Genomic DNA, 19,886 nt, shown 5'->3' with positions numbered 1-19,886 from the left:
ATGAATTCGAAGAAAATGGTTTTATACCGAGGTTGGGGACAGGTGATTGGACTGGTCAGTGTGATGACCATAATTGTGGCAATAGGATGGTTAGTGTGGAATGGAGAAACAAGTATACGATATTCAGCTGATCATCAAGATACCATTCCAATATGGAATATATGGGTTCCATCATTCGTTTGTATCTTGCTTATTCGGATCATTCCCTTTTATCTTCCGGACTATAATCCGATCAGTGATTTTCCCAAACAACAACTGACTGTTTCATCCGTCATATTTTTGACAGGAGCAATTCTGTTTCCTATTTCTCTATTGTTAGTTGACGACAAGAGTCCTTCCTTTCAACTTTGGTATGTTGGAATCAAACTTGCTTTTTTGCTTATCATTCCATGGGTGATGATTCGTATATTTAAAACGGAACCAACTATTGGTCTGAAGCGAGGCCGGCCTCATTCTTTAAAGCGATGGATATGGGTTAGTCCATTACTCATTACGGTTGTATGGATTTATTTATCCTACTTTTCGGTATTCTCTACTAAGAGTACAAGTACAAATTCAATAGCAGATCCGATAACATTTATTATCATATTGTCATTCAGTTTTCTCATTAATAGTTTATTAGAAGAGCTATTTTATCGTGTGTGGTTACAAACACGTTTAGAGCTTCTAATAGGTACTTGGCCTGCTATATTATTCACATCGATTCTATGGGCAATCTGGCATATAACGATCCAAGGGACGGGTCAATGGAATACAGATCTTGCTACTGTTATATCTAATCAAGGGGTAACTGGTATTTTTTTGGGTTATCTTTGGGCTCGTTTTCGTAATGTATGGATTTTAATCCTAATCCATGGGATTATCAATGCACCTCCACAATCACTGCTGGAACTATGGAATACGTGGAACTGATTTAATGCATTTCTCCATTGATTTTATTTCCATTATAGTAGTCATCTGGTCTTTCTCTATAAGAAAAAGCCTCCTACTGTATCGAATAGGAGGCTAAAGGATTTCAGGTTGAATTTACATCAACAAATAAATAAAAATAGATAGGTGTAGAATGAAACGATGGGATTGTTATACGATTACATGGAAAGAAAATATAATTATCCTAAATTAAACAAATACGAAGATCACTTGCTCATTTTTACGTAAAAAAATAGTTTTGTTGATCTGTTTCCAATAAGCATTCAAATTCATGACTTCTTGCTTGGCTAGGGTGAGTAGCTCGCGGTCTTGATTTGCTAGTTGTTGATACTCTAAAGGGCGTTTGGAGTAGCCGTTTTGCAGAAAGGTTTCGTAGAACGTTTTATCGATAGGGACGATTTTCACCGCATTTTCTAGGTATTTTTTTTGTGTGTTCAAGTTATGAATGGTATCATCCATAAATTTTAATGCAGAATCTTTATGTTGACTGTCTTTCATTAGATTTATTCGAGATTTTAAATCTTCTGCTTGTTTACTAGTATTTTGGATACTCGTTTTACTTGATACAATATTGGTTTGAATCATCCCTAGCAAATGAAGAATTTGTTTCACATCATCTGGATTGATTTTATTGCTTTGAGCTATGCTCTCTCTTAATTTGGAATCAATTTGATTAATTTCTATATAGGGTGCAGACAAATAAAAAAACTTCGTATTGTGTTCGTTTAATGCTTTAATAAATTTATCTAGTTCTTTTGGTAGTTGGTCATTTGTGATCCGTTTTATGTCTTGATGTTCGGTATGAACTTCTTTTGTAGGAGGGTGTTTTTCTGTGGAAATTGAACAACCCGAAAGAAGGATCATACTAATCAAAATAAAGATAGATGTTTTTTTCATGTGAGACATGCTATCCCCTCTCTAAATTATAAAAAGATGATCAGTTCTGCTTTGTATTAAATTATAAAGTTTTTTTCGTTTTAATCATAGAATGTATTCATAAGTAGGGGATTAGTTTTTAAATAACAAATAGTGATCATTAGGTTGATATGTTTTTGACTTAGTCCCACTGTTGGTTAACTTGCAGCCTACTATAATTCTGTAAGAATGTAAAAAAACAGCAGCGATATCGCTGCTGTTTTTCAGTATTTTTTGTTTTAGTCAAAATAACATACATTTTGTGTGCTATTTCTTTTCCAGTACGGACTTCAAAATTTTTAAATCGCTTTCTACATTATGATAATCATTAGAGAATTGTGCATCAGACATACCATCGATTTGAAATAATGTGAAAGTTAGTTCAGATCCAGAATCGTTTGGAATCACTCGAATGTGGTTCGAGATTTCTATTCCTGCTTCCGTTGTTACATAATGATCTGCCACTCCAAATGTATTCTTTTCGATGAATCTTAGTTTTAATTGTCCATCGGTTGTTTCCACAATCCATTCATCCTTGATTTTTTGGATGGAGTGGGTAAAAGAAGTGGTCCATTTTGTAAAATTGATCGGGTCCATTATAAATTCATATACTTTTTCAGGAGGATGTCCAATAGTAATACTTAATGTTTTCGCTATCATGTGATACCCTCCTATTCATGAGTACTTGAAAGTGGGGCAAATAAACTAATTAGATTATCGTCGGGATCTTGTACGATAGCGTAACGTTGCCCCCAAAAAGCATCCCAAGGTTCACGAAAGCCAATATATCCGTTATTGATTAGAGTTTGATAAACCTGATCTACATCCTCGCATAAAAATGCTAGTTCCAATCGATGCCCCGTCGGTTTTTCCCATTCCCCATAAATGGATTTTATGGTTTCAAGTGTATCAAATGCCAATCGCAACTCACCTTGCTTCACTTCTACATGGGGTTCTTGGTTTGCCTCCTTCGGAATTTCTAATCCGAGCAATCGATAAAAATCCAATGATTTGTTCATATTTTCGACTACAATACCTACCATATCAAATTTGATTTCCATTGGTTATCCGCCTCCCTTTACTCATTCATATGATATCTAGATTAAAAGATTTTTCATTGTAAAAAACGGACATTATTCACGATGAAATCTGAGTAGGCAACTTACCATAATAACGCTTGAAATGGTGTATGAAGTGCGATTGGTCATAGTATCCATAGGTGGAAGCAAGATCAGTAAGCCTTTTTGTCGGATTTGTATATAGACCACGTAACGTGTTTTGGAAACGAATAATGTTAATAAATTCTTTGGGACAAACCCCTAACAATTCTTGAAATGTTCTTCTTATACTTCTTTCGCTATAATTTATCTTTTTTGCTAATGAAGAAATAGAAAGATTACCTTGATATTCATACATATACTGAATACTTATGTTTAATAAATGATTAACTTTTTGCTTGTTGTAACGTAACCATTTTCTTAGTTCATTCTCGATTTTTTCCATCATTTTTGACCTGCTAGAGATTGTTACAATTTCTTCTATGGTAGAAAGGATAGCATCCCCATATATGTCCTCAAGCATGACATGCCTTGTACTCCATTCTGCTATTGGATGTTTTAGGAAATGATGCGCAGTATCAGCAAAAATACGAATTCCCAATAAAGAGTAGGAATTGGTTAGATTTACGATTTCAAATTCCGTCATCAAACCTGTAAGAAAAGCTGCCTCTGCAACAGAGTTTGAATTTAAATTGAATATAATATCTACACAAGCATCAGGAATGATCCGATGCAATTTCCTTACTTCAGATGGATGATAGTCCATTGTCCAGTAACAAGAGATGTATTTTTTTAGATCTTCTGAAGGTGGGAATTCTTGATAATTATAGTCGCTATTTAATATTCGGTTTTCTATTTTAGGGGGTTGCAATGGTTGATAGAGTGACATATAGATTATCCTTTCTCTAAGAGATATAATTTTCTATTTAATGTAAATTGTATACAAATATAGTATAAATTAAAATTTTTCCTAACGATTTAACAACTCAATAGACAAAGAACTTATTTATTTATAATATTATAAAACAAGGGTAAATCTCTGATGTTTCTAATGAATCTCCTACCAACTAATAAACCAAATATATCCTAATTTTATACCACAATATAGTATTTGGAATTGAAGGAAAAGAGATATCTCTTCCAAAAGAACAGATGGAGTGATTATTATGAAAATAAATGTCGGCCAGCTTCTCACTCATCGTGCGAATAATTCACCCCATGTGGAGGCGGCAGTCGATTTAGGAAGTCGTATTACTTATTTGCAGTTAAATCAGCAGGTTAACCAACTTGTTCATTGGCTTGAAAAAAAACAAGTGAAGCCAAAAGAAAGAATAGCAATTTTATGTCAAAATGGCATTTCTATGATGACTATACTCTATGCAACAGCCAAATTAGGGGCAATAGCACTTCCATTAAATGTTAATTTAGGAATGGAAGAGTATCGACTTATATTACAAGAAAGTTTACCTGCTATTTTGTTTTACGACGAGAGCTCTGAAGACATAGTTAAAAATTTAGGTAGGATAAGATCTATTAAAACAAAAGTTCAGCTTGGTGGTATAAATACGTCAGATACATATAGATTTCCAGATATTTTAGAAGGAGAATCAACAGAGGAAAAATCCATTACTACAGGAGGGGATGATCAATTTTTATTGATATATACATCTGGAACAACAGGAAAGTCAAAAGGTGTAATGATAAGTCATCATAATTTATGGATGAGTGGCTACGTACTTGGAAATCATTTTGATTGGAGATCGACAGATCGAAATTTGATCATTACACCTATGTTTCATATAAGTGGTTGTATGTTTATGGTGACTAATGCAGTGAGAGGCTCTACTGTGGTTATTTCAAAGTTCCACCCCAAACTTATTTGGACAATCATTGAAAAAGAGCGAATTACTCAGTTTATGGCCGTACCAGCCATGTTAAAACTGATGCTCGAAGAGGCGGATTGGATAGAAAAAGATATTGATTCGCTGCGATATATCATTTGTGGAGCTGATATCGTTTCTCCTCAATTAATCAGGAAATTTAAACTTTATGGAATCGATATATGTCACGGATACGGCTGTACTGAGTATTCAGGGACAACCACTTGTTGGACAAACCAAATGAGTGATGAGAAAAGACATACCGTTGGTAAACCTTTCCCTTTCACAGAGTTAAAGATCGTAGATCCGCTAACAGGCGAAGAACTGCCAAATGGTATGGTAGGAGAGGTTGTATATCGAGGTCCACAGTTGTTCTTAGGCTATTGGAAGAATAGGGAAGAAACAAATAAAGTGCTACGGAATGGTTGGTATTATTCAGGTGATTTAGGAAAATTGGATCAGGATGGATATTTGTTCATTGTGGACCGTTTTAAAGACATGATAGTATGCAATGGTGAAAATCTATATCCAGGGGAGATAGAAGGAATTCTTTTAAATTTAGATGGGGTATTAGAATTAGCAGTTGTAGCAGCTCCAGATAAAAATAAGGGACATGTTCCCATGGCATTTCTCGTGAAACTATCGCATTCGAAACTCACAAAACAAGAAGTTTTGCATTATTGCCAAGAGCGTATTCCTTATTTCACGGATGTGGAACAAATACAATTTTTAGAAGCACTTCCACGAAATGCTACAGGAAAGATAATGAAATCTGATCTACGATCAATCGCAACGATTATTGTAGATAAAAACATAACTAGGAAGTAATGTTTATTTTGTTTTTATGATTGGCTAAAGATTATCTATTCATTCTCCCCGTGCTAATACAAGGGAATAAAAGTAAGAAAGATCTTTCCAAACGACATACAAACGAAACAATAATGATAAATTACACAACAGGTCTGTGAGCTAGAATATCTGGCAAACAGGCTTTTTTATTTCCGCTAAACACATTCTATTCATTTGTTTCTGAATAATAAATGCATTCATTTTCTTAGAAAGAAGATGGAGGATAAAATATTTTCGAAACTCATTTTTATTGTGATGATATAGCGTGGACATCGAAAGTTTATCTTTTTTGTTTATTCCATTTGTGTTTTTTGCATGAAGCTGCATATCAATGTGCAAAATATTTAGTGGTGATAACAATGTGGAGAAATATAGTTACTTATCTACCCGATACAAAAGAGTTAATAGGAGCATTTCTCTCTTTTTTTATTCCCTTTAGTATTTCTATTATATGTCAGAGGATTCGCGTAGAGAGGAACCTATCAAATGACAAATTCGAAGAAAACAATGAAACCTCAGAAGCTCCAAGCAAGGAAGTTGGAAACATTAAAACAAAAGCCTCATCCCAATGAGCTGCAATCATCAGCGGATCAAAATGTACCAGACTCCAAAAACGTCTTACCAAATAATGGCTTGACTGATGATTTATCTTCTAATCTTGCTGTTTTAAAAGAGAAAATGGGCTATCAATCCGATGTGCGATTTAGTGAATTTCCATTAAGCAATACAGAAAAGCAAGTAGCTCTTGTTTATATTGATGGACTAAATGATCTTACTTTCATTAATGACTATGTTATCAAACCGTTGAAACTGTATTATTCAGAACAAAAGGAGAGTAAGGAAGAGCAGCTGGAAAATGATTGTTTCATTGGTATCGCTAAACGTGCCTTTTTAACAGGAGATGGAGTGGAAGAGTTAACCACTTTCGAACAAGTAATCCAAGCCGTTTATGCAGGTTTTACTATTATGCTTTTGGAAGGTGCTTCAAGTGCCCTTAAGATTAGCGCGAAAAAAGTAAAATCTCGTCCATTAGAGGAACCTATTACAGAGGCAACAGTAAAAGGACCAAGGATTGGTTTCAACGAGACATTGAGCGAAAATACAGCTTTATTACGCTTGCGAGTTTCAGATCCCCAGCTCACCATGACTCACTTTAAAGTTGGTCGGACAAATAAAGATTTGGTTGTTGTATATATGAAAGATATTGCCAATGATGAATTGGTGAGAGAAGTTCAAAAAAGAATAAAAAACATTGATATTGATGATGTAGCTGGATCGGGATATATTGAACAATTGATTGAAGATGACTACTTATCTCCATTTCCACAAGTACAGGACACAGAACGCCCAGATCGTTTTATTAGTTCTTTAATGGAAGGGCGTGTCGGGATTCTACTGGATGGTTCGCCCTTCTCCTTAATGGTTCCTGCGACGTTTTCGATGTTTTTGCAGACTCCTGAAGATTATTATGAAAGATGGATTCCAAGTTCTTTTATTCGTTTATTACGTTTTTTTGCAGCATTGGTTTCGTTGTTTTTACCCTCTATATACATTGCATTTGTCTCTTTTCACCAAGGGTTAATTCCTACACAGTTAGCTATTTCCATCTCCGCTACTCGTGAAAGTGTTCCATTTCCATCTGTGATCGAGGCTTTAATTATGGAAGTAGCAATTGAAATTCTGAGAGAAGCAGGACTACGTTTGCCAAAAACAGTCGGTCAGACAGTTGGCTTAGTTGGAGGATTGGTTATTGGCCAAGCAGCAGTTCAGGCGGGCATTGTCAGTCCGATCATGGTAATAGTAGTATCTTTGACTGCGATCTCTTCTTTTGCAATTCCTCAATATAGTGCAGGGATTAGTTTACGTTTGCTCCGGTTTGGTGCAATGCTCTTTTCAGCCCTCTTGGGATTGTTTGGAGTCATTTTATTTTTCTTGATCATCGCCATCCATTTTGTTAAGCTGAAAAGTTTTGGTGTTCCTTATGCAACCCCTGCAACGCCATATCGTTTAGGTGACTGGAAAGATTTTATCTTTCGTGCACCAATTTTCAAGATGAATTCTCGCCCGAAAATGCTATTTACCAAAAATACCAAGCGCCAAAGTCGAAGGAAGTGAGCGATGTGTTAACAAACACAAATGATCGAATTACTACTCCACAAACTGCGGTTGCTGTCACATCTATTATTATTGGGATCGGAATTTTAACTTTGCCTCGAACGGTTACTGAGGAAGTTGGTACTCCTGATTCTTGGATATCTGTAGTTCTAGGCGGTATGGTTGTAATGATCATCGGGATTTTTATGGCAAAATTGAGCCAAATGTTCCCAGAGAAAACTATTTACGAGTATAGTCAATTAGTTGTTGGAAAGGGCTTAGGAAAATTATTCAATTTGGTTTTGATCATTTACTTTCTTTTAAGTGTTGGATTAGAAATACGAGTTTTAGCAGAAGTAACCAATATGTATTTGCTAGTAAAAACTCCAATTGAAGTAACGATGATTGCGATCATGAGTGTATGTGTCTATTTAGTGGTTGGAGGCATTAACCCCATGGCTCGTTTGTATGAACTGTTATTACCCGTAACAATCGTCATTTTTCTGCTTGTTTTTTTGATGGGTCTGAAAATTTTCGAATTAAATCATCTGCGCCCTGTGATGGGAGATGGATTTTTGCCTGTGTTAAAAGGAATCCAACCAACTACTTTTTCTTATACCGGTTATGAATCGATATTAATCTTAACCGCATTTATGGCAGAACCAAAAAAGGCTAAGAAAGCAGTTCTGATTGGGATTGGTGCTTCTATTGTATTCTATTTGGTTACCGTGGTTATGGTGGTAGGAGCATTATCTGCAGATGGGGTTGTTACAGAAATATGGCCGACCATTACGCTTTTTCAATCATTTGAAGCAACAGGGATTCTCTTTGAACGTTATGAATCCTTTATATTCGCTATATGGATTTTACAAATTTTCACGACTTTCACCTCCTTCTTTTATTTTGCAGCGTTGGGATTGAGCCAAACTTCTCAGAAGAAGATTTCTTATTCTATCTATGGTCTGTTACCTGTGATATATCTTATAGCAACCATACCTACGAATATAAATGAAGTTTTTACGTTGGGAGATATAGTGGAATACATTTTTTATGGTGTTGTGGGTATTACTATTATTTTACTTATCATTGCTCATTTCAGGAGGATGCATCATGAATCGAAAGGTTAAGTGGATTCAGATACTTCTTTTCTGTTTGTCTTATCTCTTCTTGACAGGTTGTTGGGATTACAAAGATGTCGAAGATCTGCACATGATTATTGGGCAATCCATCGATTTAGCAGAGCCTATTGAACAAGAAAAAGATATGATTCATCGCGACTGGCTTCAGTTAACGGTACAATCTGTGAAACCAAAGGGACTATCCGGCCAGCAAAACGCAGGGGCAACCATGCAGAAGCCATATGAAAACTTAACTTCGATTGGTAACTCGGCGATTCAAACATTTAATAACATTTATTCTAAAACGGAACATCCTTTTTTAAGCTATCATTTAAAGGCAGTTGTTCTTGGAGAAAAACTGGTGAAAAAAGTGAATATGCAAAAATTATTGATTGAATATTCCAGAGCTCCAGAGATCAGAGGGAGTTTACTGGTTTTTATTGGGAAAGGGAAGGCCAAAGACATACTTGAAGCAAGTAACCCCACTGAGGTCCCTATTATCAAGTTGATTGGACTTTCCCAAAACCATTCTGTTTCCACACGAATTCCACCTGAGATGAATTTAACCCAAGTAGAGGCTAAATTAGCTAGTCAATCTAACCTTCTTTTGCAAACCGTTGAGGCGAAAAATAAAAGAATGATAATTGCTAATGGGGCAATTATCAATGGGAAAACGGGAAAACTAGTTGGTTTTCTTAATCGTAAAGAAATAGAGGGGTTGAACTGGCTAACGAGTCGAGCAGAAGTCGGTGTAGTAAAAGCTATAGATACAGAGAAAAATAAGATAGTTGGCTACTACTTTAAAAATGCAAAAAGTAAAATACGACCACATATTCAAGGTGATAAAGTCTCCTTTGATGTAAATATTGAATCAAATGGAAGTTTAGAAGAAGATTGGTTTATTCCAGGAGATGCATTTGATAATAAATTTTTGCATCATGCAGAACGACTTATCGAAAAGCAAATAAAATATATAGTTATGAAAACCATTCATAAACTTCAAAAAGATTACCATACGGATGTGGCAGGGTTTGGGGAGCAGTTACGCATTGAGTATCCAAAAGAATGGAAGAAAATGAAGTCCAATTGGGATCAGCATTTTAGTCAAGCACCTATAAAAGTAAATGTAAAAATAACGATTACCGATTATGAGACTAAAGGCACAAAAATGAAAAAAAAGTAATGCTTTTGATACGATTTATTAGACTTTTTTATAGGTGTAACAAAGATTGCTCATTCAATTAGTTATTGCATGCTAAAATAGCCAGTAGGTTATCCCTGTTTGCTAACCAAATTAAGAGAAGTACGTTTTTCCTATTAGATAGCCCAGAGTAGCCATCATAAATCCGCAAATATAAGAAGATAAGAGATAAATCCACATGGTATGGGTTTGTTTCTTTTGTTTTAGCTGAATCATTTCCCAATGTAAGGTGGAGAAAGTAGTAAAAGCACCGCAAAATCCAGTACCTAAAAAGAGTAACCAAACTCTACTGGTAGGATAACCAGTTATCAATCCAAGTACAAAAGTACCAGCTATATTGACGATAAAAGTACCAAATGGAAATCGACCACTGGAATTTTGAAATAATCTACTGATCAAAAAACGGCATAATGCTCCAAGTGCTCCTCCAAGTGCAATAACCCATAAATTCATGATACATCCCCTCTGGTTTTGGCTAGATACATCCCTAGAAGACTAAAAACATAACCCCCGATACCACTTAAAAATAGATAGAGAAAGGCAAAGTAAAAATAGTTTTTCTCGATTAATTGAATGAATTCTAGTTGAAAAGTAGAAAAAGTTGTAAATGAACCAATAAGACCTGTAATAATAGCAGTGTGTGCCCATGCTGGGAAAAAAGCATAACGATGAATCCATGAGAAAAACCAGCTTAAGCATAAACACCCGATTAAATTAATAAGAAGTGTACTGATAGGAAAATGAAAGAAGGAAGTGGAAGGAATAATAAGTCCGATTGTATATCGGAGAAGGGCACCAATTGCTCCAGCAATTCCAACAGTTACATATATCAAATTCACACCCCATCTACATAAAAGAAATAAGTTTTTGTGTTAGAATACGACTTTGGTCTTATATGATTTCCTGCTATTGTTTGTGTTGATTTTTTTGATACTTGTGTATGCTGTAGATAGAATTTAAATAGGGAGAGGCTTTTATGAAAAAAATAGCAGGGGTTCTTCTTGTTATTTTGGGTATGGCTATGTTTGTTCATGCTATTTGGTGGAGTCCATTTAACTTTTTTGTACCAAATGCTAAAAGTTTAGAAGAAAATATTTCAATGGAAGATATTAATTCGATTCGATTAGATGTTACTAGTGAAGATTTGACGATTCTACCTGTAGATGGTGAAAACCTTAAAGTGATAGTCAATGGCAGGGATCTCAATCAGGTGGATTTTTCCGCGGATCTAGATAATAATGAAGCTAAAATTGAATTAAGACCCAAATGGTTTTCCTTCTCCAATAAAAACGAATTAAAGTTGCTGGTATATATACCTAGAGACAAATTTGTAAATTTACATATTACAGCAGCATCGCGAGTAATTCAAGTAGGTAATCATAAAGGTTCAAAATGGAATATATCCAATTTAAACGCAGAAGTCAGTTCTGGTACATGCACGTTGCATAATCTACAGATAGACACATTGAATTATAATGGTACAGCAACAGATGTGATAGTAAATCGCGTACAGACAAGACGAGCAAATATGGAAACTTTCTCAGGTAATATGAATATTAGTCATTATACAGGGGCTATAAACCTAGCATCTACAAGTGGAAATATTCGTATACAATTGGATAAATTGATTGGGGATGTGCGTACGAAAATGATTTCTGGAAATATGGATATGTATTTGCCATCATCCTCTTCATTTATATTGAAGACGGACCTTCAATCTGGCAAAGTAACTTCTACATACCCGATTGATTTGAAGCAATCATCTCCGAGACAAACAACTGCAAAATCCGGCAAAGGCGATTATCAAATAGAAACGGAGATTGTGAATGGTGATTTTATTATCCATTGATAGGTGGTGACAAAATGCGTCGAGCAGGCGGAATATTCTTCTTTGCGATTGGGGTTATCCTACTTTTTTTTGCAATTGGTCTCCATGATTTTTTAGTAAGTCCTGTCGTATTGATATTTGCTAGTTTTATTTGCTGGCAATTTTATTATCGCAAGGTAGCGATTTTTTTGCTTATCTTTGGCGGTCTTGCTTTGATAGATGTAGATCTGTGGACATTGTTGTTATCGGTTGTGCTTTTCTATACCAGTTACAAATTACTTTGGTCCAATAAAGATAAAAGAGTAGGAATAGACAATGAAACGGCAAGAGACGATCTAAATCTCCATTGGGAACAAAGTTTTACTAAATACGATCAAGCTTTGTATCGCAAATTTCGCTTGGGCGACATGCAGTTTGAACTATTTGATTTACACGCCACAAATGCGATACAACACATACATCTCGATTTATCAAGGGCAATTATCCCTGAAGGAGAGACCACGATTACATTAAATGGTGTAGCGGGTCGTGTTTTCTTGTATCTCCCGCCAGATTTGGATGTGTCTTTATCTACATCTGTTCTACTTGGCGAATCCGAAGTATTTGATAAAAAGAAAATGGGCTTTCATAATTCATTGCAAGCTACATCTCAAAAATACGTAGAAGCCAATCGAAAAGTAAAGATTTCTATTTCCTTTTTATTAGCTGACGTGCAGGTGAGGTATTTGTAATGAACAAAGAACATCCAAAGCATTCGCTTAAGTGGTCAACAGCAATGTATTCATTATGCTTAACCCTTTTCGTACTGATAGCAGTAGTAGTAGGTACAATACTACATTATCAATTGAGTATTGATATATTATTAGCATTGGGATGGTCTGTTTTTCCTATCTTGGTGATGCTTCTTTTTGTTATTGTGATAGGATTTTTATATGGTACAAAAATAGTACATCGTTTATCTCCATTACGAGAAGCACTTGTTCAATTGGAAAGAGGCAACTTTTCCTACCGGATTAAAGATATGGGATCAGATGAGATAGGTAGTATGTCGTTACATGTGAATCAAACCGCGCTAAGGATAGAAAAACAGGTAGCATCTCTCCAAAAACTATCGACAGAACGTACCGAATGGCAAGCAGAAATGAAACAAGAAGTAGTAACAGAAGAAAGAGGCCGATTAGCAAGGGAACTCCATGATACAATCAGTCAACAATTATTTGCGATCTCCATGATGTCTTCTGCAATTGGCGCAAGTGATCTTCATGATACGACTGAAGTAGCCAAGAAAGTAAGGTTTATTGAAAAACTAGCAGGTGAAGCACAGCAAGAGATGAGAGCGCTGTTGATGCATCTTCGTCCTGTAACTTTAGAAGGGAAAAATTTAAAAACTGGATTAGAAGACTTACTTGTTGAGTTACAAGAAAAACAGTCCTTACAGGTTACATGGGAAATAGAAGATTTGCCTGTTTTGACTCTTGGGATTGAAGATCATTTGTTTCGGATTGTTCAAGAAGCATTATCAAATGTGCTGCGACATGCAAAAGCAAAAAAGGTTCATATTCGGTTAGTAATAAGAGGTAAATTTTTACATCTGAAGATTATTGATGATGGAATTGGATTTGAAGAATCTCAGATGAAAATGTCTAGTTATGGATTAAAGTCCATATCCGAAAGAGCTAGTGAAATAGGTGGGATCGGTGAGGTTCTTTCTCTTCCCGGCAAAGGTACACAAATAAATGTGAAAGTACCGATCTTGTAATGTGGAGGATAGAAGATGATACGTGTAATATTAATCGATGATCACGAGATGGTACGTATGGGGTTGTCGGCTTATCTCGCAACTCAATCCGATATAGAGATTGTTGGAGAGGCTTCAGATGGGAAAGCAGGAGTCCAATTAGCGGTAGATACGCAGCCAGATGTTATCTTGATGGATTTATTAATGGAAGGCATGGATGGGATTACTGCTACGAGAGAAATCGTAAAAGTGTTACCAAATCCTAAAATTATTGTTCTTACAAGTTTTCTGGATGATGATAAAGTTTACCCGGCCTTAGAGGCAGGTGCTCTAAGTTATTTGCTTAAAACCTCCAGAGCGGATAAGATTGCATCTGCTATTCGCAGCGCGGCAAAAGGCGAATCGGTATTAGAGGCAAAAGTAACTAGCAAAGTAATCTCGAAAATGAGAAGCTCCGATCGTGAGAAACCACATGAATCTTTGACGGCTCGTGAGATGGAAGTGCTCCAACTTATAGCAGATGGTAATACCAATCAAGATATAGCGGATAAATTGTACATCACTGTAAAAACAGTGAAAACACATATTACCAATCTGCTTTCCAAACTAGAGTTAGATGATCGAACCCAAGCTGCCATTTATGCCTATCGTAACAATTTGGTAGAGTAAATTTTTTTCAGTATTTTTTCTAAATAAAGCTTATTTCCTAAAGAAAAAGCCTTCCCTAACATGGGATGGCTTTTTTGATGAATTATTTGTTGTTTATCAATATTTATTTCCGAAAATAGGCTTTTTGTATTTCCGCAGTTGTGTCTCCATATAAAACGTTGCAAATGGAATAAGGGATACGATAAACGCAAACAATCCTTGTGCGAATGTCCATTTATCCTTGGAATAAACATGGGCAAGAGTCAACATGTAGGCGACGAATAAAGCCCCATGGGCACCCCCTACAATGGTTACAGCCATAGGCATATCCGCAAAATACTTCAATGGCATAGCAACAAAGAGTAGTACTAGGTAAGATAAGCCTTCAATAAATGCAGCAGTTCGAAATCTTTGAAGGGCTGAATTTAGCATGATAGAATACTCCGTTCGTGTGAGATGTATATTCCATACTTTATTAGGATGGTAACACATTTTTTTGGAGGAAATGTGATGAGTAAATAAGTTGCTATTTTAGACATATTTTAAAATGGTTCGTTCCATTCCTTATAAGTTATGTTTGTCAGCTGTAGGATTTTTTGTTTTTTCATGGGAAGAAAACTTTGTATAAAAGAGTAGTTCTATTATGTTAACGAAAATGGAAAAAACGTCACCATTCCCTTTTTCTCCTCATACGCTGGAGTAGACACTTGCCTAGTGGGAAAGGTGGGAACAAAGATGTGCGGAATAACTGGTTGGGTAAATTTTGAGCAAGATATTAGCAAGTATAAAGAAATTTTGGATGCGATGAATTTTCAAGTGGAACATCGAGGACCAGATGCAACAGGGACTTGGATTGCAGAACATGTTGCTTTGGGACATCGGCGTTTATCTATTATTGACCCTCAAAATGGGATTCAACCAATGGTAAAGCAAATAGGAGAACGTAAGTATGTAATTGTATACAATGGTGAACTTTATAACATGGATGAATTGAGAAGTTCTTTGTTATCGAAAGGGTATCAATTTAATACAAAGTGCGATACAGAACTTATTCCAGCTGCATTTTCTGCCTGGAGAGAGGATGCCCCAAAAGAATTAAATGGGATTTTTGGTTTTGCGATTTGGGATGAATCGAAAGAAGAGCTGTTTATTGCAAGAGATCGAATTGGTGTAAAGCCTTTATTTTATACAATAGTGGGGAAATCATTACTCTTTGGTTCAGAACTGAAATCCATTCTCGCTCATCCTGATGTTCCAAGGGAGATTGATGAACAAGGGCTCAATGAATTACTTATCATGGGGCCGGCCCGTACACCAGGTGTAGGAGTGTTCCGTAATATACATGAATTAAAGCCTGGACATTGGCTTCGCTTTAATCGAGATGGTTTGACTATTAACCCTTATTGGGAACTTGTTAGTGACTTTCATCAAGATGATGTATCAACTACAATTGCAAAAGTTAGAGAATTATTTCAAGATGCAGTAAGCAGGCAGTTGGTGTCTGATGTACCGATTGGTACCATGTTATCTGGAGGATTAGATTCTAGTGCCCTTGCAGCTTATGCGGCGAAGGTCTTCAGACAAGAGAATCGAGGGACTCTTTCTACTTTCTCAGTGGACTATGCGGATAATGATAAATATTTTAAGCAGAATGAATTCCAGCCCAACTCAGATGCACCATGGGTAAAAGTAATGGCAGAACATATTGGCTCCAAACACCAAAATGTCATTTTAGATAATGAACAACTATATGAAACATTGATGGCTGCAATGCGATCCAGGGATTTACCTGGAATGGCTGATGTAGATGCTTCTCTCCTTCTTTTTTCCAAAGCGATCAAAGAAGATCTGACTGTTATTTTATCTGGTGAATGTGCAGATGAAGTTTTTGGCGGTTACCCTTGGTTTCATCGTGATGAGCTTGTAAATGCAGATACATTTCCTTGGGCTAGACTTGCCCATCTTCGCGTTCCTTTCTTAACAAATGAGTTGGTAGAACACATTAAGCCATTAGAATATGTCGATAATCGTTACCAAGAAGCATTATCAGAAGTCCCACGTTTACAAGAAGAAAGTGCTAAAGATGCAAGGATTCGGGAAATATTTTATCTCAGTTTAACTCGGTGGATGCCTACATTATTAGATCGGAAAGACAGAATGAGTATGGCAGCAGGATTAGAGGTAAGAGTACCATTTTGTGATCATCGATTAGTAGAGTATGTCTGGAATGTACCTTGGTCTATGAAATTTATGGGGAATCGCGAGAAAGGCTTACTTCGTCAAGCAGTATCACACTTACTACCAAAAGAAGTGATGGAAAGAAAGAAAAGTCCTTACCCTAAGACACACCACCCAGGCTATCTCACTTTTGTTACACAAAAAATGCAGGCGATAGTAGAGAACAACAACGCTCCTATTTTTCAGTTGTTAGACAGAGAGAAAGTGAAGAAATTTCTCCAAACGGATCTCCGTAATCAACATTTTCCTTGGTTTGGGCAATTGATGAATGTACCAGCTTTGTTAGCGTATTGGTTGCAGTTAAATGAATGGTTGATCTCTTATCGTGTTTCCATTAAATAATCCACTTAACCCTCTGCTCTTTGAGAGGGTTTATTCTATCCGTTCAGTTTAAGCTGAAAGGTACTGCTAAGATGGACGATTCGATATCCAAACAGTAAACGTTTGGAATCCACAATCAAAAGTGGTGTAAAAGAAGTACCGAATGCATGAATTTCATGACAGACGGTATAGAGGGGCTGGGCGTGTGTAGGCCGCCAATGTGTCAACTCCACTAATGTGAAACGATCCGATTTTTGGTTTGGTACGTTAGAAACCCCCACTTTTAACACTCATGAGAGTGTAAAGTGGAGCGAGTATTCATATATATTGGAACTTCCGTTATGAAAATGGTATACTTTTACCACTTATAGAGCAGAAAGCAGGGGTATGGAATGACTGTAAGAGTCCGTTTTGCGCCTAGTCCTACGGGACATTTGCATATTGGTGGGGCGCGGACCGCATTATTCAACTATTTATTTGCCAAACGTTTGGGTGGATCTTACATACTGAGAATTGAGGACACAGATACAAGTCGTAACAAGGCTGATGCTGAAGAAAAATTGATTCGAGCATTTCAATGGTTAGGATTAACGTGGGATGAGGGACCAGATATTGGTGGCAAATATGGACCTTATCGAAGCATGGAGCGATTGGATAGTTATCAACCATTTTTAGATAAATTAGTAGCAGAAGAAAAAGCATATCCATGTTTTTGTACCAAAGAGGAGCTAGAAGCAGAACGTGAGGCTGCACAAAAAAACGGACAAACACCTAGATATTCAGGGAAATGTCGTCATCTAACAGCCGAAGAACGCCAATCAAAGATGACAGGGAATATCCCACATACTATTCGGTTTGCTGTAACAGGAAATCGGGAAATCGGGTTCCAAGATCATATTCGTGGAAATATGAGTTTTCAAAGATCCGATATTGAAGATTTTGTTATTTGTAAATCAGATGGTATTCCTACGTATCATTTTGCTGTTACCATTGATGATGCATTAATGGATATCACGCATGTCATTCGAGGCGAAGAGCATCTATCCAATACTCCTAAACATGTATTGTTATTCGAAGCAATTGGACAGCCAGTCCCTGAATTTGCTCATATCCCACTCATTTTGAATGAAAACGGTAAAAAATTGTCCAAGCGGGATGAAACCATTTTGCAATTTATTGAACAGTATCACGATCTTGGGTACTTACCAGATGCGGTTAACAACTATTTGGCATTATTAGGCTGGTCTCCTGGTGGGGAATATATTGAAGAAGAAATTTTTTCTTTGGATAAATTAGTGGAACTCTTTTCGCTTGATCGAATTAACAAAGCTGGGGCTATTTTTAATCAAGATAAACTAGCTTGGGTAAATAGTCAGTATATCAAGGCAATGGGTTTGGACGAACTAATTAAACTAACCAAACCATACTTAGAAAAAAACAATGATTATCAAGCATATTTGAAACAGAACGAACTCCATGGAGAAGAAGCCGGCGAGCGTACACGTGAGTTAGTTGCATTATTCCAAACGGGAATGAATCAAATTAGCGATATTAACACATTGATTCAACTCTTTACAATAGAAGAAGCCACATATGACGATGAAGCAAATGAAGTTTTAACACAAGAACAAGTCCCAGTTGTATTGGCTGCTTTTTCTAAAAAAATAGAGCAACTGACAGATTACGCACCAGCAGAAATCAAAAAAACATTAAAAGCAGTGCAAAAGGAAACAGGTTTTAAGGGAAAGCAACTTTTTATGCCCATTCGTGCCACTGCTACTGGCCAGGTTCATGGTCCGGATCTCAATCAAACGTTATATTTGCTTGGTAAAGAAAAAGTGCTCGAACGAATCGAAAACGTACAAAAACAAGTAGTATCCTAAGCTCCCATCAGGGAGCTTTTTTACCGAGATTATGCAAACATAATAAATGAATGTGTAAAACATGTAAAAATATTTACATGTTTCTTTATATTGGATACATTTAGACTAAGGAGGAATTTTAATGAATAAGAAAAGGTTACGTCTAGTTGTTCTTTTTTGCCTTTCCGTTTTATTCTTTTCTTTTCTACCTTTACAATCCTTTGCTACCAGTCAATCATCCAATAAAGCCGAGCTAACGATTCGCCAAATATGCCGCAATGATGCTTCTAGAATTACAATCGAGCTTCAAAATCATACAAACAAAGAAATCGCATTTGATTTTAAAAGAGTCAGCGATGGAAAAATATTTGGGGAAGAAGGTGCAGTGGGTCCTCATCAAAAATTTGAGTCCCCCTTACCAAGCAAAGCAGAAGGGGAGAAATGGATTGTCCATACGCTAACAAGGGATTATCCCATCACGATCGAATCTTTGCCAAAATGTCTTCCAACACCAGTAACGCCACCAGAACTGCCTCCAAAAAAACAAGTATTAGAGATCACACAAGTATGCCGAGTAGATCAATCAACAATTGCCCTTAGAATCAAAAACAATAGTAACGAAAAAATTACATTTACGTTTAAAAGAGTAAGGGATGGAGAAATATTTAGCCAAGAGCCTGGTGCAGTTTCAGCACATAAAAAAGTATTGTCACCACTTCCTAGTACGAAAACAGGTGAGCAATGGATTGTACAGACAATTGACCAAGACTACCCTGTTACTATAAAGAACTTGCCTACTTGCAAAGGTGGAGAACTGCCAACAACAGCAAATAATAATCTTACATGGGTTGTATCTGGTGGAAGTATGATTATTCTCGGACTTTGCTTATTTATGTACCGCAGACGACTAGGATAAATCAGATGATGTGGAAATAGATTTAATGATTTTTGTATTGGAATAAGAGAGTATCATTATCGGTATTACTCTTATTTGTTTTATTTTTTCTTTGTATTATGAATCACAAAAGGAAGAGGGGAGGACCAAATGGAAGTTCATCACCTCTTCCCTTCCTATTCGTTTTCGTTTATAATAATAGTCTCCTATGCGCCCGTAGCTCAGCGGATAGAGCAATCGTTTCCTAAACGATGTGTCGGAGGTTCGAGTCCTCTCGGGTGCGCCATTACTTTCATATAACTGATTCATAA

At 36.4% G+C, this 19,886-nt stretch carries 20 protein-coding genes and 1 tRNA gene; 13 read left to right on the top strand and 8 right to left on the bottom strand.

Translation table 11 applies throughout. The features are described from left to right. Complete coding sequence (locus A3GQ_RS0119550) at nucleotides 1–912, top strand: CPBP family intramembrane glutamic endopeptidase (protein WP_051272137.1); 912 nt, start codon at nucleotides 1–3, stop codon at nucleotides 910–912. A gap of 207 nt (nucleotides 913–1,119) precedes the next feature. Here A3GQ_RS0119550 and A3GQ_RS0119545 read toward each other — a convergent pair whose 3' ends face one another. From A3GQ_RS0119545 to A3GQ_RS0119530, 4 genes are all read right to left on the bottom strand, one after another. Then, complete coding sequence (locus tag A3GQ_RS0119545; RefSeq protein WP_028778499.1) at nucleotides 1,120–1,836, bottom strand: hypothetical protein; 717 nt, start codon at nucleotides 1,834–1,836, stop codon at nucleotides 1,120–1,122. Between the two features lie 276 nt (nucleotides 1,837–2,112). Beyond that, nucleotides 2,113–2,505, bottom strand: a complete 393-nt coding sequence (locus tag A3GQ_RS0119540) for an SRPBCC family protein (protein ID WP_028778498.1) — start codon at nucleotides 2,503–2,505, stop codon at nucleotides 2,113–2,115. An 11-nt stretch (nucleotides 2,506–2,516) separates the two neighbouring features. Beyond that, on the bottom strand, nucleotides 2,517–2,906 hold the full coding sequence (locus tag A3GQ_RS0119535; protein ID WP_028778497.1) for a VOC family protein: 390 nt from the start codon (nucleotides 2,904–2,906) through the stop codon (nucleotides 2,517–2,519). A 76-nt stretch (nucleotides 2,907–2,982) separates the two neighbouring features. Beyond that, nucleotides 2,983–3,792, bottom strand: coding sequence for an AraC family transcriptional regulator (locus A3GQ_RS0119530; RefSeq protein WP_028778496.1), 810 nt, complete (start codon nucleotides 3,790–3,792; stop codon nucleotides 2,983–2,985). A 277-nt stretch (nucleotides 3,793–4,069) separates the two neighbouring features. Between A3GQ_RS0119530 and A3GQ_RS25025 the strand changes: the two genes are divergently transcribed. The 4 genes from A3GQ_RS25025 to A3GQ_RS0119510 all read left to right on the top strand — a co-directional run bounded on the left by A3GQ_RS25025 (nucleotide 4,070) and on the right by A3GQ_RS0119510 (nucleotide 10,027). After that, a complete protein-coding gene (locus tag A3GQ_RS25025; protein WP_051272134.1) occupies nucleotides 4,070–5,611 on the top strand; it encodes a class I adenylate-forming enzyme family protein in 1,542 nt (513 codons plus the stop codon). Between the two features lie 528 nt (nucleotides 5,612–6,139). Then, nucleotides 6,140–7,747, top strand: a complete 1,608-nt coding sequence (locus A3GQ_RS0119520; RefSeq protein WP_028778495.1) for a spore germination protein — start codon at nucleotides 6,140–6,142, stop codon at nucleotides 7,745–7,747. 5 nt (nucleotides 7,748–7,752) lie between these two features. Continuing rightward, the gene (locus A3GQ_RS0119515; RefSeq protein WP_028778494.1) at nucleotides 7,753–8,853 is read left to right on the top strand and encodes a GerAB/ArcD/ProY family transporter; all 1,101 of its coding nucleotides are present in this window, start codon (nucleotides 7,753–7,755) and stop codon (nucleotides 8,851–8,853) included. Further along, nucleotides 8,837–10,027, top strand: coding sequence for a Ger(x)C family spore germination protein (locus tag A3GQ_RS0119510; RefSeq protein ID WP_028778493.1), 1,191 nt, complete (start codon nucleotides 8,837–8,839; stop codon nucleotides 10,025–10,027). Before A3GQ_RS0119515 ends, A3GQ_RS0119510 begins: the two co-directional genes overlap by 17 nt. A 111-nt stretch (nucleotides 10,028–10,138) precedes the next feature. Here the strand turns inward: A3GQ_RS0119510 and crcB are convergent, their stop codons facing one another. Beyond that, nucleotides 10,139–10,498, bottom strand: coding sequence for a fluoride efflux transporter CrcB (gene crcB, locus A3GQ_RS0119505; protein WP_051272131.1), 360 nt, complete (start codon nucleotides 10,496–10,498; stop codon nucleotides 10,139–10,141). Continuing rightward, nucleotides 10,495–10,878, bottom strand: a complete 384-nt coding sequence (locus tag A3GQ_RS0119500) for a fluoride efflux transporter FluC (RefSeq protein WP_028778491.1) — start codon at nucleotides 10,876–10,878, stop codon at nucleotides 10,495–10,497. Before A3GQ_RS0119500 ends, crcB begins: the two co-directional genes overlap by 4 nt. Before the next feature lie 143 nt (nucleotides 10,879–11,021). On the opposite strand from A3GQ_RS0119500, the gene A3GQ_RS0119495 reads away from it, so the two are divergent. The 4 genes from A3GQ_RS0119495 to A3GQ_RS0119480 are packed head-to-tail and all read left to right on the top strand — an operon-like array spanning nucleotide 11,022 to nucleotide 14,280. Then, nucleotides 11,022–11,894 carry a DUF4097 family beta strand repeat-containing protein gene (locus tag A3GQ_RS0119495; RefSeq protein WP_028778490.1) on the top strand — a complete coding sequence of 291 codons (873 nt, stop codon included), beginning with the start codon at nucleotides 11,022–11,024 and terminating at the stop codon, nucleotides 11,892–11,894. Nucleotides 11,895–11,908: 14 nt separating this feature from the next. After that, nucleotides 11,909–12,604 carry a cell wall-active antibiotics response protein LiaF gene (gene liaF, locus A3GQ_RS25855; RefSeq protein ID WP_051272125.1) on the top strand — a complete coding sequence of 232 codons (696 nt, stop codon included), beginning with the start codon at nucleotides 11,909–11,911 and terminating at the stop codon, nucleotides 12,602–12,604. After that, entirely contained in the window at nucleotides 12,604–13,632 is a 1,029-nt protein-coding gene (locus A3GQ_RS0119485; protein WP_028778489.1) for a sensor histidine kinase, read from the top strand. Before liaF ends, A3GQ_RS0119485 begins: the two co-directional genes overlap by 1 nt. A gap of 15 nt (nucleotides 13,633–13,647) precedes the next feature. Further along, nucleotides 13,648–14,280: a response regulator transcription factor gene (locus A3GQ_RS0119480; RefSeq protein ID WP_028778488.1), complete on the top strand. Its 633-nt coding sequence runs from the start codon at nucleotides 13,648–13,650 to the stop codon at nucleotides 14,278–14,280. A 96-nt stretch (nucleotides 14,281–14,376) separates the two neighbouring features. Here A3GQ_RS0119480 and A3GQ_RS0119475 read toward each other — a convergent pair whose 3' ends face one another. Then, nucleotides 14,377–14,691: a DUF3817 domain-containing protein gene (locus A3GQ_RS0119475; RefSeq protein ID WP_028778487.1), complete on the bottom strand. Its 315-nt coding sequence runs from the start codon at nucleotides 14,689–14,691 to the stop codon at nucleotides 14,377–14,379. Between the two features lie 303 nt (nucleotides 14,692–14,994). Here A3GQ_RS0119475 and asnB point away from each other — a divergent pair, with 303 nt between their 5' ends. Then, nucleotides 14,995–16,839 carry an asparagine synthase (glutamine-hydrolyzing) gene (gene asnB, locus A3GQ_RS0119470; RefSeq protein ID WP_028778486.1) on the top strand — a complete coding sequence of 615 codons (1,845 nt, stop codon included), beginning with the start codon at nucleotides 14,995–14,997 and terminating at the stop codon, nucleotides 16,837–16,839. A gap of 35 nt (nucleotides 16,840–16,874) precedes the next feature. Here the strand turns inward: asnB and A3GQ_RS27370 are convergent, their stop codons facing one another. Then, nucleotides 16,875–17,099 (bottom strand): hypothetical protein, encoded by a 225-nt coding sequence (locus tag A3GQ_RS27370; RefSeq protein WP_156877822.1) that lies wholly within the window; start codon nucleotides 17,097–17,099, stop codon nucleotides 16,875–16,877. A gap of 111 nt (nucleotides 17,100–17,210) precedes the next feature. Here A3GQ_RS27370 and gltX point away from each other — a divergent pair, with 111 nt between their 5' ends. The 3 genes from gltX (at nucleotide 17,211) to A3GQ_RS0119455 (ending at nucleotide 19,861) form a co-directional block, all read left to right on the top strand. After that, complete coding sequence (gene gltX / locus A3GQ_RS0119465; protein WP_028778485.1) at nucleotides 17,211–18,701, top strand: glutamate--tRNA ligase; 1,491 nt, start codon at nucleotides 17,211–17,213, stop codon at nucleotides 18,699–18,701. A 121-nt stretch (nucleotides 18,702–18,822) separates the two neighbouring features. After that, nucleotides 18,823–19,596, top strand: a complete 774-nt coding sequence (locus A3GQ_RS0119460; protein WP_028778484.1) for a hypothetical protein — start codon at nucleotides 18,823–18,825, stop codon at nucleotides 19,594–19,596. Nucleotides 19,597–19,785: 189 nt separating this feature from the next. Further along, nucleotides 19,786–19,861: transfer RNA gene (locus A3GQ_RS0119455), tRNA-Arg, on the top strand. Nucleotides 19,862–19,886: the final 25 nt, after the last annotated feature.

It is taken from the genome of Shimazuella kribbensis DSM 45090, assembly GCF_000428065.1.
In the GTDB taxonomy this organism is placed as follows: Bacteria; Bacillota; Bacilli; order Thermoactinomycetales; family Thermoactinomycetaceae; genus Shimazuella; species Shimazuella kribbensis.
This window is presented reverse-complemented; position numbering and strand designations above follow the sequence as displayed.